Annotated in this window: 13 protein-coding genes and 1 pseudogene; 4 read left to right on the top strand and 10 right to left on the bottom strand. The window is 62.6% G+C overall.

Annotation, left to right across the window (positions count from 1 at the left end):
• Positions 1–289, top strand: a pseudogene (locus A9W96_RS32245) (hypothetical protein); the annotation flags it as partial.
• Positions 290–603: 314 nt separating this feature from the next.
• Here the strand turns inward: A9W96_RS32245 and A9W96_RS17790 are convergent.
• From A9W96_RS17790 to A9W96_RS17770, 6 genes are all read right to left on the bottom strand, one after another.
• Positions 604–897 carry a hypothetical protein gene (locus A9W96_RS17790; protein ID WP_067141713.1) on the bottom strand — a complete coding sequence of 98 codons (294 nt, stop codon included), beginning with the start codon at positions 895–897 and terminating at the stop codon, positions 604–606.
• Positions 898–1,336: 439 nt separating this feature from the next.
• Complete coding sequence (locus A9W96_RS17785; protein ID WP_067141717.1) at positions 1,337–3,502, bottom strand: phage infection protein; 2,166 nt, start codon at positions 3,500–3,502, stop codon at positions 1,337–1,339.
• Positions 3,503–3,781: 279 nt separating this feature from the next.
• Positions 3,782–4,957: a hypothetical protein gene (locus A9W96_RS30565; RefSeq protein ID WP_231999722.1), complete on the bottom strand. Its 1,176-nt coding sequence runs from the start codon at positions 4,955–4,957 to the stop codon at positions 3,782–3,784.
• 407 nt (positions 4,958–5,364) lie between these two features.
• Positions 5,365–5,763: a hypothetical protein gene (locus tag A9W96_RS17780; RefSeq protein ID WP_197499553.1), complete on the bottom strand. Its 399-nt coding sequence runs from the start codon at positions 5,761–5,763 to the stop codon at positions 5,365–5,367.
• Positions 5,764–5,786: 23 nt separating this feature from the next.
• Positions 5,787–6,284, bottom strand: coding sequence for a hypothetical protein (locus A9W96_RS17775; RefSeq protein ID WP_067141707.1), 498 nt, complete (start codon positions 6,282–6,284; stop codon positions 5,787–5,789).
• Positions 6,281–6,814, bottom strand: a complete 534-nt coding sequence (locus A9W96_RS17770; protein WP_067141704.1) for a hypothetical protein — start codon at positions 6,812–6,814, stop codon at positions 6,281–6,283. Before A9W96_RS17770 ends, A9W96_RS17775 begins: the two co-directional genes overlap by 4 nt.
• Positions 6,815–7,220: 406 nt before the next feature.
• On the opposite strand from A9W96_RS17770, the gene A9W96_RS17765 reads away from it, so the two are divergent.
• Entirely contained in the window at positions 7,221–7,613 is a 393-nt protein-coding gene (locus tag A9W96_RS17765; protein ID WP_067141701.1) for a hypothetical protein, read from the top strand.
• A 112-nt stretch (positions 7,614–7,725) separates the two neighbouring features.
• On the top strand, positions 7,726–8,010 hold the full coding sequence (locus A9W96_RS17760) for a hypothetical protein (RefSeq protein WP_067141698.1): 285 nt from the start codon (positions 7,726–7,728) through the stop codon (positions 8,008–8,010).
• 28 nt (positions 8,011–8,038) lie between these two features.
• Here A9W96_RS17760 and A9W96_RS17755 read toward each other — a convergent pair whose 3' ends face one another.
• Together A9W96_RS17755 and A9W96_RS17750 are read right to left on the bottom strand one after the other, a co-directional pair.
• Complete coding sequence (locus tag A9W96_RS17755; protein WP_067141694.1) at positions 8,039–9,415, bottom strand: PPE family protein; 1,377 nt, start codon at positions 9,413–9,415, stop codon at positions 8,039–8,041.
• A 28-nt stretch (positions 9,416–9,443) separates the two neighbouring features.
• Entirely contained in the window at positions 9,444–10,679 is a 1,236-nt protein-coding gene (locus A9W96_RS17750; protein WP_067141691.1) for a PPE family protein, read from the bottom strand.
• Positions 10,680–11,659: 980 nt separating this feature from the next.
• Here A9W96_RS17750 and A9W96_RS30555 point away from each other — a divergent pair.
• Complete coding sequence (locus tag A9W96_RS30555; protein ID WP_082972386.1) at positions 11,660–11,878, top strand: hypothetical protein; 219 nt, start codon at positions 11,660–11,662, stop codon at positions 11,876–11,878.
• Between the two features lie 60 nt (positions 11,879–11,938).
• Here the strand turns inward: A9W96_RS30555 and A9W96_RS17745 are convergent, their stop codons facing one another.
• Positions 11,939–12,325: a hypothetical protein gene (locus A9W96_RS17745; RefSeq protein ID WP_067141688.1), complete on the bottom strand. Its 387-nt coding sequence runs from the start codon at positions 12,323–12,325 to the stop codon at positions 11,939–11,941.
• Positions 12,326–12,370: 45 nt separating this feature from the next.
• The gene (locus A9W96_RS17740; RefSeq protein WP_067141685.1) at positions 12,371–13,909 is read right to left on the bottom strand and encodes a DUF4185 domain-containing protein; all 1,539 of its coding nucleotides are present in this window, start codon (positions 13,907–13,909) and stop codon (positions 12,371–12,373) included.
• Positions 13,910–14,096 lie beyond the last annotated feature (187 nt).

Below are 14,096 nucleotides of genomic sequence, written 5' to 3'. Positions count from 1 at the left end.
TCGATTCCTGTCGCAAGGATGGACGGGCCAGATCGGGCACTACTCCGGGATTTTGATCGACATCAGCGACCTGCCCACTCGGCACAACTATGGGTTGGGGCTGCCGCAGTACCGTATCGAGCGCACCCTGGCCGACTGGGACACAACGCATCCGGATCCCAACATCGCGGCTCGGGCCCGCCTCGACCTCGTCCAGCACCGATCAACCTACGGTGAAGGCGTGGCGTTCACTCAGCACGAAGCCGACATCTATCGAGAATTGTGCGCCACCGTTGCGGTCATCGGCTGAACCCCTGGTCGAAAGAGGCGAAAAGATCTGATGATCGCCCTCGGCGACGGCGCCGCTCTGGCCACCCGTAACGTGCCCGATTTCGACGGACTGGCGCCGCTGCTAGAGGTCATCCCGCTGTAACCGCACAGCGGGGCCGACGTTCGATTCTTGGCGGCCGGAAGTGGGACCGGTGGGGAGTGAAGCCGCCAATGACGGAGGACTCACCATAGGTGGCCGGGGTGAGGGAGGCCCCGGAGCCGCAGAGGCTAGTAGCAGTCGCAGGCGATGCTGAAGCGGGGTTTTCGACGGCCTGCCCCCGTGGGGCCCCTTACTTAGTGGTGCACCACCAGGAGCGCGGCCACGAAGTACAACACCATGATCAGCCACCCGCCCAAAAACGGTGCGACCCGATACTTGGCGATCGTAGGGTTGCGGCGGGTGACTCGAACATAGATAACAGGAGCGATGGCCGACCAGAGGATTAATTCGAAGTACGCAGCGGCGTGCACAGCGTAGAAAGACAACCCCAGCAGAAACAAAATGGCGCAAGAAACGAACCAAATTCCAACTCCGGCAGCCAAACCGATGAGCGTAAAAACGACACATTCTATCTGGTTTCTGTTCATGACCCTCGATATATCTTAATTGTAGATCTGGTGCGCGAAAATGTCTGTGCGTCCACCAGCGCCGATGGTGAGACTTATGACGAGGCGCCAGCATTTATCTACTCATCAGCGTCACCCACTGACTCCCACCTGCGGATCAGCATGTTACGCCCGAACGCACTTAAGCAGCGGTTAGTAATGCGCCACTGGACCAGTAAGACGATAGGCGGGACCGCTCGGCTCCACTACTGCCCTGGCGCCCCAACCACGTCTGGCTGGCCGACATCACCGAACACCGCGCCTATGAAGGCAAGCTCTACAGACGCTCCCACATTGAGCCACCTTGCCCTAGATATTTCGCCATCAAAGGCGATCGGTAACGAAGCCGATGAGGACAGCGTGCTATCAGCACTTAAAAGGCGCATAACCGGGCATGCCGGGGGCGTCTAAGCAGTGCCCGCTAAGCCAGGGCCCGTACCTCACTAAGCAACCGACTCAAATGCTCCTCAGACATATCCAGGATCGGCTCGTACATGAACGAGTTGACATGAATGTGCTCTGGAGTCATTAAGACAACCGCGTCGAGAGTACGAACGATAGCTGTTCGCGTGGGAAAGTCCTTCTTGAATCGGGAGAATAAACCTGATGTCTGGTTCGCCTGCAAACCATTCACAAAATCATCATCGCCAATCTCCGTGATCATGTAGCGTTCGGCAGCCAGACGAATAGCAATCGATAATGTGATCTTGTTCGCTAGATCCATGCTGGCAGCAATCCCGGAACAGCGGTCGGCCTCTTCCTCGACCATATCAACTACGGGCGATGCAGGATCCGGCCAAGCGTCCGTGCCGCCGAAAAGGCTGCAGAATACTTCATCTAAATCAGATTGGGTAACCGATGCGGTCTCAGGCTTCCAATGAAGAAGAGAAGTTAGTCGGACATACCCGGGGTTATCGTACCCCTTCGTGTACTCGATCAAATTTCTCATGAATGGCACCGCGGCAATGCGCTTAACTGGATCATCGAAAAAGCCAGGTTTAAAGATCTTGATGAAGGGATTCCGTATACCCACCGCGTCAACGAGGGAAACTCCTTCTTCAGATCTCTGCGCCATCAGACATTGTTTCCGCGGAATAAATCGGCTTTCCAGAGTACGGTAGAAATCAAAGTTGTGAGTTAGAACTATCAAACGAAAACTGTCGATCTCAGAAATGTCCTTCAGATACTGAATAATCGCGTACTTATTCTTATAATCAAACGAATCGGCGATGTCGTCCACAATGAAAAGCGTCTCGTCCGAAGAGTTCTTGCGGCGTTCTACCTCGAACAGCACATTCAGTATATATAGAGCCTTCTTTTCACCAGTGCTCAAGACCTCTAGAAGGCTTTCCCGTTCAACTGCGACTCGGTCAGCTCCGTCTTCAAATTCGAATCCGAGCTTAGCTACCGGTTCAAGGCCGAGGACGACGCTTGTACGATTCTTTGCCGTGAGCGTAAACGGTACGAAGAATCGGTCGTTGAACATGTCGATGACATCCTCCCACTGCCCTCTTTGCTCTTCAGCAGCAGCTCGGATGGCCTTTCTTCGTTCTGCCGCGCCGCGATACCGATCAACGGCAAACTTATAGTGGTGTTCGTTCACCTTCAAATAAGACTTCCACACCCTTTCGTTGAACCGATCAATGTTTGCAAGCTCTGGAAGGAGCGACTCGTTCTCGGATATGTACGCCAAAAACTTTCTACATTCCGCATTGCGGGTTAATTTGCTTTCCAATGACGCGAAAGTCTTGCGCAGAGCTGGGTCATCAGTTATACGCGATTTTTCGGCCTCAATAACGGCAGTAAGATCCTCGAGACTGGAAAGCTTCTCGCTACCATCGCCAGAATTAAGCACAACGGAGTGGCTGGCATCGAAGAATCCATTCGCTCCTAGAGCCTTCGCGATGGTCTCAGCGTTGTAATAGTTAAACGTCTCTCGACTGAAGTAAGCTGATTCGTCTAACAGGTCATTAAGCTGTTGAATGTATTTAGCTAAAGCGTTGCGGAAATCGTCTGTTCGTAGCAGCGTAACCACTTTATCATCAAATATAGTATCGTACGGGACGTCGGCATATTTTGCTGGATCATCCACTAGCTCTTCTTCTACCCGAATAAGCGCCGGGAAAAAGCTTTCATCATCCCGCATTATCGCAAGCGATACGGTACGTTCTACATCTTTTCGCGTACCTGCGGTTGCTTTGAGGGCAGCCACAAGATCTGATTTGGCTTGATTAATATTGCGCTCAAGACCCTCGTATTCATCCCGCAGCACTTTGTCGACCAACAAAGTTGACGTTTCCGCGGTTGGTCCCATCTCCTCGTCGTAAGATACAATCACGACCACCTGTTCCGGACGCAGCGCCACGTCATCGTCATCAGTGATGACGCGTTCGTTAGGTCGATCGGGGAAAAGGTGGTCACTTGACGACTCGCCGGCAGCCAAATCACCGAAGGTCCGCGCGAACGAGGTTTTCATTAGCCCGTTCGGGGCATAAATCGCGGATGCATTGCCTTTGTCAAACGAGATCACCGCTGACAGCTGGCGGATGCCATGACAGTTAGCGAGTTCGACTTTGAGCTTCTTCATGAGCATTCTCCGTTTTTAGCTGTCGACCTTGCGGAAGTGATCATTCTGCTAGCGCCTCGTAGTGTTATAAGGCGCCGATGCGGTCCAAGGCCCTGCAGTAACTACCGAACCGACCTCTTCCCTAGGCACCACCCTCTCATTCTGGACGAGAAGGCGAAGCAAAGTGACGGTGACCGACGTTCCATGGCGTCGTCAGCCTCGACGAGGAGAACATTCTCGTGCCGAGCTGCACGCAGTTCCAGAAGTGACCTACAAACCCGCAATGTCGTAACGCAACAGCTAGGCAGCAGCGCCCTCCAGCGGCGGTGAAAGCCCCAGTGCAGCAACGCCACGTATTTCGGCAAGGAGCATTGCGAGTCCGGCTCTGCCTTCGGCCTCTGCAGTCTCCAGCAATCTGGTCACCAGCTCAGGTCGCCATACCACTACCCGATACCAGTCGCCACGGCAAATCTCACCAACAACTTCCCCCTCGACATCGATAGCTGCAACCTCTTCGTCTGATTGGTCAGACGTGGCGCCACGCACATCGAGAAGGTTGTTCCAAAGCTCCTCACGAACCGACGCCGGATCACGTCGACGGCGCGACCACATAATCTGCCGACGCCCTTTCGAGGCTTGCTCCCACTCATGCCAGATTGCCCATTCACCGGGAGGAGTTACGGCCAACACCTCGCCGGTATCGCGGTCGATCACCGCCCAATCGCCGTCGCCCGCTTCCTTCACTGCCCAGTGACGCGGCGTCCGAACACCGAAGCCGCGAGCGTCTACCGATGTTGCGAGGTCTGCCAACAACTCAAATGGAGTGCGGTTCCGGTCCAGCCGACCAGCTTTCGAGACCTGCCCCGCGGCAACCTCGATTCCCGTTCTCGTCGCAGCATCATACGTCGCCTTCGTGAGATACCGTCCAAGATATTCTGCTCCCCCATCACCGACCTCTCTCATGTCGACAGCTACCGAGCCCGCCGACCTGTAGCCCACCTTTTTAATGCCGGCCGACCACCGGACATGCACACGCGATGCAAAGATGTTCCGTGCCAACCATTCTCGATCCTCACCTGGACCAATCCAATCTGGTAGATCGATCCGCAACCCCGACCCGAGCGTCGATGCGCAGAACACCAAAGCATGAATATGCAGATGCCAACCGTGTCCGCCTTGAACTGGGGTCCCGTACGTCGCTTCGACAACACGAGTAACGCCAGCGACTTCGAATAGTTCCGCATCTCCGGATCGGGCCATAACCTCAACCGGCCTGCCGTGACGTTCCGCAGACCTAGCCTTCTGACCCGTCCAGGCCCGCGTGCCGAACGCCGATCTCCAACCGGAACTCAACGCGTCCCACAAATCTGCTAGACGATCAGAAGCTTTGTGCCGCATGGTCAACGTCAACATGTAGACCTTGCCGCCCTGGCGGTGGCACTCGCGAACCGCGGCCCCGATCTCTTCTGCACGCATGTGGGCAATTACTGCAGAACAACGCGGACACGACCACACCGAGCCACAAGTCATCAATCCTTGATAGCTAGCGACCATTCGACCGTCGACTTCACGTCTGCGGATTAGGACACTTTGACCATCGTCGGGATCGCGGACTGCGTCGTTATGCAGCATGCGCCCGCAGCAGCGTACGGCTTTCAAGGATGACGCTTGCCATAGCATCGCGCGGGCCGACCACCGAACGCGGCGGCGTTCGGTCGACTCCGTGCCACCACCCTCGACTCCCTTTGTGAAGCAATAACTCTGAGGACTACCAAGAGCGCTCGCTCCGCTCGCGCCGCCGACGCTCTGGTCCTCCGCGCAAGCGCTCCGGACCGCCGCGCCACCCCTGACGCGTTCTTCACCTGAATCTGCGTCGATGATCATCACAGACTGTCCTCAGATGAATCGTCATCCGCGATTAACGCCTGCCAGAGCATCTCTTGAATCTGGTCATCAGCAAGCCAGTACGCAGCCGCGAGACTTCGCCAGAGTCTCGACGCTTGCTCAAGGCTCAATACATAGTGTCCGCCCAGATTTCGCGGAGCCACGTCGAGGATTACGGTTCCTCTCTCGACAGAAAGAGTCCACCCTTCGATTACGTGCTCGACGTCCACCGACCCCCGACTACGCACGAGTGCCCGCCCGGCCTCTTCGTCAGCTGAAGTCACCGCATCGACAAGGCGCTCCATCACGGCCAGCAGATCGTCCCGTGAAAGCACGAACGTCGAGTACAACTCCACGGGTCGCAACTGAATGATCACGTCGCCGGCCTCCTCGAACACCGACCACCCCTCCGGCAGCGCACTCACTCGGCACCGCCGCGCTCATCTTCAGCGTCGTCAGGCCAGTCTCTGCGTAGATCTTCGAGATAATCGGGGCCATACAACCCAGCGAAAGACTCGCTCGCCAGCTCTTCGATCGCACGTCGGCGGGATTCCATCCGGTTGTGCCGCGCCCGTTCAGCTTCCCGAATTAACGTCACCCCCGCCGCCAGAGCTTCTGCGTGGGTCAGTATGTAACGCCCGTCCACAGCGCTCACCGGCACGACAAACTCCACCGAATCGCCGATCGCCGAGATCGCCCAGTCATGCGGAATTACTTCCTCGGATGTAGCGCCAGGCTCGGCTCCCGTGGACCATCGGTTCCGCCCAGCCAACAGGTACGCCAGATGCAATTGGGCCCGCAGCACGCGTGCGTCATGTCTGCTGAGCACCCACCGCCCATCCCGATCGCCGTCCGAGAACGAAACGACGATATTGGCGCCGTCGACGTCGACGGACCAGCCATCCGGCATCAAACTCATTTCCCCGCCGCCTTCACGTACAGGGCAGCGAGCATCTTGACCCAGATGCGGGCTTCGCCTGCGTCGATTGCGTCGAGAGCACTGCGGGCGGCTTCCTCTACGCCGGCCGTCGCGCTTACGACGGGATCCACGAGCACGAGCCATCCTGCGCCGCGCCGCACTGCCCGCACCGCTGGCCAATGCCAACCAGGCAGCCACGCCTCTACTGCCGATACCGACTGATCGTCAGTCGGTTCGCGGATTTCCACAGTCAAGTCTTCACGGTCGCCGCCCTCCGCAGAAGCGCACTCGCCCTGTTGGCCGGTCCCCCCGCCGAGCAAGGCCTCGGACTCGACGCGTTCCTCAGCCAGGTCGCTTACCGCTCGGACAGCCCGTGCGCGTTCCGATGAACGAATCAGAGCCACACCGATCGCAAGCGCATCAACGTCAAACAGCTCAAATTCCAGCGGCGGATCGTCGCCGTCAACGCTTTCGAGGTAAACCCGGGATCCTGTGGTATCGACAGTCCAGCCTGTTGGCAATGTGCTCATCGGACACCGTCCGACATCGTCAGATCGATGACGTAATTATTCGCCCGCGGTACGATTCGATTGCGCGCGCAAACGGTGGTTTCCATAGTTGCCTCCGTGGAGCCCCTTGGTTGCAGCCGAGGGGCTTCGCTCGTTTCTGAGCCCGGAAGCCAACGCTGATCTGTGGTCGGTGCTTGGTCGGTGAATCCGCGACACGCCGTGGTTTCGGCTGGTCTGACGTAGCATCAAATGGCCAGTTCAGATGCCCTTCCGGCGCCATGACTAGGAGGGTCTGCAGGCTCTCCTAAAGCCGGTGTCGCAGGTTCGAATCCTGCCGGGGGCACCGCATATGTGTGACGGGCCGCCACTGTCATGGCCAGTCCGGCGAGGGGTATGAATCGGCGGCACGGCGCACGAGGATGGTCGGATGACCACCTCACCGAACCGCGTTCTCATCCCGACATTCGCCGCGCTGCGCTTCGCCACCGGCGTGACCGCATGGGCGGCTCCGGCCAAGGCCGCGCGCCTGTTTGGGCTGGCCGGCGCCGAGCGGCAGCCCTTCACCACCCAGCTGTTCGGGTCTCGCGAATTGACGCTGGCCCTCGCCGTCACGAATGCCTCTCCGCGGTTGCGCACCCGCGCACTACAACTTGGGCTGCTCACCGACGCCATGGACGTCATCGCGGCCCTGCGCGGCATCCGACGTCAGACGCTGCCGCCGGCCGGTGCCCTCATCACCGGCGGCGGCGCGGCGTTGTTTCTCGGGCTAGGCCTTGCCGCGTTGGCGAACCAGAATCGCGCCGGCGCCTCGACGGCGTGAGCCGGGTGGTGAGTTGGGTCACGTCGTCGCCCGATCGGGCAACCTTCCGATCGCCCAGGTGTTGCAAGACCTAGTCACTCAACGAACGGTGACCCCACCTAGCGAGGCTGACATGCAGACCCCCACCAGAGGACGTTTCGGCGCCCGCTACCCGATCGCCGAGACACTGTGGATCATCGCGGGCACAATCTTGTTGCTCGCCTTCGGGGACGTCGTAATCGTATTGGCCTTGGCGGTCGGCTTCGTGGGTATGACGGCCGCCTGGTGGATTCATCGCGACGCCCGCCCGCGCAGCGGTGACGAGGCCTTGGCTTCGGTGTCTCACCTGCCGGCGGGCCGCGGCCAGCTCACGAAGGCGTCGGCGCACGCACCGTGGCATCGCCGCCGCGCCGCCTAGCGGCGCCACAGGCCGAGCCCACGTGCGGCTACCCCCAGGTGGCCCGGGGCGGTGTGGCCTTGGACTTCTCGGCAGAGGACAAGTGCACAGCATGGACGCCCGGTTTCTTGGCCAGCTGGTCTAGAAGGCTTTCCAGGTGCGCCTTGTCGGTGTGCCAGTGCTGAACCGCCTCGGGCGCCTGTTGCAGTTCCGCCAGGACGGTCTTCAGCTTGTCCGGCGTGTCGGCGTCGTCGTCCGACCGGCGTCCCACCTCCCGCAGGGCGGTTCCGGTGATCCCGCGGGGCACCGCACCGCCCAGGGCGCTTCCGGCCAAGGCCGCCAGGGCAATTTCGCCAGCGAAACCACTCGTGCTCGCCATGACCGTCGGCGCTGCCGCCGCGCTGGTGCACTCCAGCACGGTGGCGGCCAACTTGATCCCCGGGCTCGCCACCGCCCAGCTCGGCGGTACGGATAACGCTCCTGCCAGGCCGGCGCTGCCGACACTTGCGGACACGGCGGACGCGCCGGCCGTCGTGGCCGCCTGCGTGCTCGAGCCGAGCGCGGCGAACAGCGGTCCCTCCAGGTCGACCGCCGTGTCGCTCCAGGTCCGTGCCGTCACCACCAGGCCCAAGCTCAGGCTGAGCAACGTGTCGTTCACCGGACGAATGGCTTTGGTGACGAACTCGACGTTCGCGGCGATCCGCGCCAGCGGTGTGGAGTTCAGGTTGTTCAGCCATGTCGCCAACGACGACGGATCCGCTGCGGGGGATGCAGCCGGCGCTGCCAGGCTTTGCAAGGTTCGCGGCGTCGAGGACATCAACTGCGACAGGGCGGATTGCGCGTTGGCCGGAGCGACGCCGGCGGCCTGGGCGACGGCGCCCGATTGACCGAACGCTCCGGCGGGATTGGTGGTTTGTGGCGCCGAGTCGAACGGCGTCATCTGCGCGGCGGTCGCCGAGGATCGGGCGTAGCCGTACATCACCGCGGCGTCTTGCGCCCACATCTGCCCGTACTCCGCCTCCGTGGCCGCGATCGCGGCAGCGTTGTGGCCCAGCACATTGGTCGCCACCAGTGCCGCCAGCCGGCTGCGGTTCTCCGCGATCGCCACCGGGGGCACCGTCGCCGTGAACGCGGTCTCGTAGGCGGCCACCGCCGCCCTGGCCCGCGCGGCGGCCTGCTCGGCCTGCGCGGCGGTGAGACTCATCCATTCCACGTAGGGTGCAACCGCGGCCGCCATGGCCGCCGACGACGGCCCCTGCCAACCGCTGGCCAGGTTGGAAATCACCGCGTCGTACGCTGCCGCCGCAGAGTGCAGCTGAGCGGCCAAGCCATCCCACGCCGACGCGGCGGCCAACATCGGCCCCGAACCGGGACCCGCATACATCCGAGCGGAGTTGATCTCCGGGGGTAAGGCTCCAAAATCCATTGCTGCTCCTCGATATTGGCGACGGCAGCTAGTCCCGCGCGTCGTCGGCGTTGATGACGATGATGGTGGCGGTAGTTGCCGCCCGCCCGAATGCGCTGCCCCCGAGGCTCATTCCGCGAGTAGAACCACCACCGGCGGCAGCCACGGCACGCCCGGCCAGACCCGAAGCGGCCATATTGCCGAACAGCGACCCCTGCCCCTCTGCCGCCAGTGCCGCCGGCGCACCGGCGACTGTGGTTTGTGGCAACACCATGGCGACCGGCCGAACTTCCGGGGCGGCGGCGGCCCATCCCTGCGGCACCGACAGGCGCCCGACCATGGCCGCTCGGCCTATCCCCGTTGGAACTTCGGCACCACCGGGCCTCGGTGAGCCGACCACGCGGTTGCCCGGCTCGGCCCCGCCGCCGAGCTGGGCCAGCTTGAGTCGGTCGCGGTCCAGCCGCTGCCTGGCACTGTTCACATTGGCCACGTTTTGTGGCACCAGATAGTTTTCGACGCCCAGCAGATAAGGGCTGCCGCCGATGCCGAAGAGCGACACTGGGCCCAGTGGACCCGTGAGCGCCGAGTCGAGAGCCGACAGCAGCGACGGGGGGTTGGCAGCAGCAGCAGCAGGCGTGGTCAGGCTCTGCAGTGATTGAGGCACGACGGACATCAGTTGCGGCAGAGCCGATTGCGTGTGGGTCACGACCGACCCGCCGGCAGCGTTGGCGACGGTAGCGGCTTGTGCCGCCGTCCCGGCCGGGTTGGCGGTCTGCGGCGCCTGGGTGAACGGCGTCATCTGAGCGGCGGCCGCCGAGGAACCGGCATAGCCGTACATCGCCGCGGCATCCTGGGCCCACATCTCGGCGTACTCGGCCTCGGTTGCCATGATCGCCGGAGTGTTTTGACCGAGGAGGTTGGTCGCGATCAGCGCCATCAACCGCGCACGGTTGGCGGCGACGATCGGCGGCGGCACGGTCGCGGCGAACGCGGCTTCATAGGCGGCCACCGCCACTCGCGCCTGATCGGCGGCCTGCTCGGCTTGGGCGGCGGTCAAGCTCATCCACGCGACATACGGCGCTGCCGCCGCCGCCATCATGCCCGACGAGAGGCCTCGCCAATCACCGGTCAGGCTCGCGATCACCGACTCGTACGACGCCGCCGCGGAGTGCAGCTGGACGGCCAACCCATCCCACGCCGCCGCGGCGGCCAGCATCGGGCCGGCGCCGGGGCCGACGTACATCCTGCCGGAGTTGACTTCCGGCGGTAGGAATCCGAAATCCATTGTTATCCCACCTGATTCAGCGGTACGGCGGTCGCACCTCGAGGCAAACCCGCACCGGCCGCAGTACCGGTTTACTGATTGGAAAATTATTTGCGGCCCGGCGTCGCGAGCCCGATTCGCTTCGGTGCCGGGGGTGCAATACCGACCGGCTCGTGACCGGGCTGCGAGCGGCCGGTCGAGTGCTCTGACGTAAGTTGTTGATTCGCACATCGATTCGACGAATCACAGTCCGCGACCAGGAATTCCGGCAGGGAACTCGGAGAACCTTGCGACGTGGCTACGGCAGTTCGTGGGCCGTGGTGATAGCCGACGCCGCCGGCGTTGTCGCGCAACGCCGGTCACGACATGAAAGGGTCAACCTCGAATGGTTAGGATCCCCTGCTGCGCCACGGGCGATGCCGTCGACGCTGCAGGTATGACTCGACGCGGCAATTATGGGTATCCGTGATGACTTCGATTGCGCGCCAGCTGTCTTGACGGGTCTGCTCGGCGATGAACGCGGCGAGGAAGGGCCGTCCCCGGGTGAGGTGACCGGCCGGCACCGGGGCGTGCCCTAGGCGGCGCAAGGCGATTCCACAGGCGCTCGCCGCAAACACTGACGGCGAGCTCCCCTCCAGCGACCTCATTGCAACGCTCCTGCTTGCACGGCTTTGTGCCGCAAGAAAATCCCCGCTCTACAAGTAGATGAACAGAACACGATCGTACTTTTCGTTGTGACGCGGTGTCCAGCTTGCGTTCATCCACTTCGTCTAGTGTCCCGTGCTACTCCGCGGGCGCCACCGGGGAGGCGCGCCGGGGCCGGGCGCCGCGGCGCATCTGGCCGGCCGGCCGGCCGGCCCCGTCGCCGCCAATTGGTCGGCAGTCACCACTCGAGTTGCGCGCGAAAGCCGGAGAAGAGGACTACCATCCATAGCGTGCGTGTGAGGGAAGAAACGTAGCGCCCGTCGCTTCGTCGGGACATAAGACCTGCCGAGCCTGCGATGCGGAAGCTAGTCGCGACACTGATGGCCGCTGGGGCCGTGCTGCTCAGCGGGGCTACCGCCAGCGCCGAGAATCAACCGGCGCCGCCTCCCCCGCCCGCCCCTTCGTTCTACGCACCGAAGTGCCTGAGTTTCGACCCCAATCCGCCGGCACATTGGAACTATCTGCCCTGCGGGTGGACCACGGACGGCAAGCGGTGGATTCCGCCGCCGCCGTGACCGAGACCCCCTGACACAGATCGGCGACGACGGCCTCGCGGAAAAGCCTTGCGCCGTTTGCTAACTGGCTTTGAGGTGTCCGCCTCCCCGGCAGCTAACGCCGCAGACGCCCGCATCCCCCCGGGCGTCTGCGAGCGAAAGCGCCTGGTCGATCGGAAGACCACTGCAGTCCAGGCCGTTGACCACCAGACCGAGACTGATCGCGCCGTCGGCGCGGGCCCCTTCGATGCACACCTCGATGTCCCGCAGGCCCGGCCTGCCCACCGTCCAGAAATCCGGCCGGTGACCGTCGAACACCGTGTGGGTCTGCGCGCCGCCGACACTGTCGCCCCTCGACGCCGCGCCCGCCGACGAACTGGGCACGCCGTCGGGTAGGGCCGCCGCCGCGAGAGGAGTGAGCGGGTCGGCCAGGCCGCAACAATTGTCGTGATACTCCAAGGCGATCATCGTCGCCCTCCTCTCACTCGGCCATCGTTGTTCGGTGGCAACGCTTTACGGCAGCACGGTGTGCATCAGCATCACGTCGTATGCCGACCACAACGACAGGTTGAAGTACAGGTCTCGTCCCGACGACCAGGGATGGATCATCGGCGCGTAGATGCCGCCGGGCATCTGGAAGGAGGACACCAGCGGTTGCTCGGGACTCCAGGGGCCTTGCGGCGTCGGCGCGGTCCTTGCCACCACGTCGTTGCTGCCGCCGTCGGTGTAGAGCACCAGGTACTGCTTGAGATAACTGTTGTATTGCGCCGACATTTCGCCAACCGGCCCGGGGAAGATCGGCGTCGCCGCGCCGGGATTGTTCGCGACCCAATGGCCGCCGTTGTCGCCGTTCCAGTACTGGTACTTGGTCAGGTCGGGCAGTTGGTTCGGTGGGACGCGGGACAGAAACGCCGCGCCGCCACGTCCCGACGGGGTGCCGAATTGGTAGAGGTAGCCGTCGTTCCCCTTCAGGAAGGCGCCCATCTGGAAGTTCTCATTGCCCGGCGTAAACCCGGCTCCCGGAATGGCGTCCGGTGAGGCCGTGCGGATGGTGGTCGGGAAGATCCCCCAGTTCTGGCCGTTGTCGTTGGACCTGGCGATCGCCGAGTAGTTGGTCGACCACTCGCCGTCGCGGCCCCACTGGCGGATCGACATGTAGCTCATGTACTGCGTGCGGCCCATGGACATCGCCGCGGTCGGGATGATTCCCGTCTCGTGCGCCGCCTTGTGGATGGTGTTGACGACCTGCTTGGACAGCCCGGGCGCCCACACGGGCGACCCCGAATACCGGTCGTTGGGCACACCGTCGGCGATGTGAATGCCCTTGGACAGGTCGTGGTCGTTGCTGCGGAACAAGGTGTTATAGCGCCACTGCTGGCCGTGCACCTTGCAATAGCCGAACGTGTCACCGAAGGCCATCAGTACCTGACGGTTGGCGGGATCGCCGTTGTCCCAGGCGATCCCGAGGTCGGTGCCGGAGATGCTGAAGCGTTGCAGGGTCTTGTTCGGACCGTTCGGTCCGGTTACCCAGTCAACCAGTGACGTCGGCGCCCCGGCGATCGAAGGGGGCGGCGGGCCGGGCTCGGGCTGCGGCTGCGGCTGCGGCATCGGCGCGGCGTTGGGACGCAGCTGGTTGGCATTCGGCGGCAGCGCGGGAACCCCGGGCGCGGGCGGATTGGGTCCTGGCGGCAGCACCTCGGCTTGCGGGTACATCGGCGCGGCCGGGTCGGCGCCGGGCCCTTCGGCTCGCGGATGCACCGGTGCGGAGTACTGCCGGCCTGGAGCGGTCGGCTTGAGCAGTGACGAGATCAGCGGACCCAGCCGAGGCAGCGGCGCCTGGTCGTTCGTGTGCGTGGGCCGGCGCCCGGTCGGCGGCTGGACGACCGGCTGCGGCGCGGGCATGGCCACCGGCGGCGCGGGAGGATCGACGTTCGCCTCGGGCGCCCCACACGGTGTGGCGTTTGCCGTTGGCGCGGGCCCGATCACGAGGACGAATCCGACAGCGGCCGCCGACGCCATCGTGAGCGACACACTTCGCAGAAACGCCGACATGTAAAACCTTTCGAGGGGTAGGACGCCGGTCCTTAGTTGGCTCATGTGACGATAGTGATCCACGGGGCATATGTGACCAGTGACGAACCGATAGGTATCCATCCGTGACCGTGTCGCAACGCGGCGATCGCGGTGGGGCCGCAGCCGTTCGACGGTTAACTCCGGGCCGAACCGTGCAGTTGAGAGG

Source organism: Mycobacterium sp. 1245852.3, assembly GCF_001669335.1.
GTDB lineage: Bacteria > Actinomycetota > Actinomycetes > Mycobacteriales > Mycobacteriaceae > Mycobacterium > Mycobacterium europaeum_A.
This window is presented reverse-complemented; position numbering and strand designations above follow the sequence as displayed.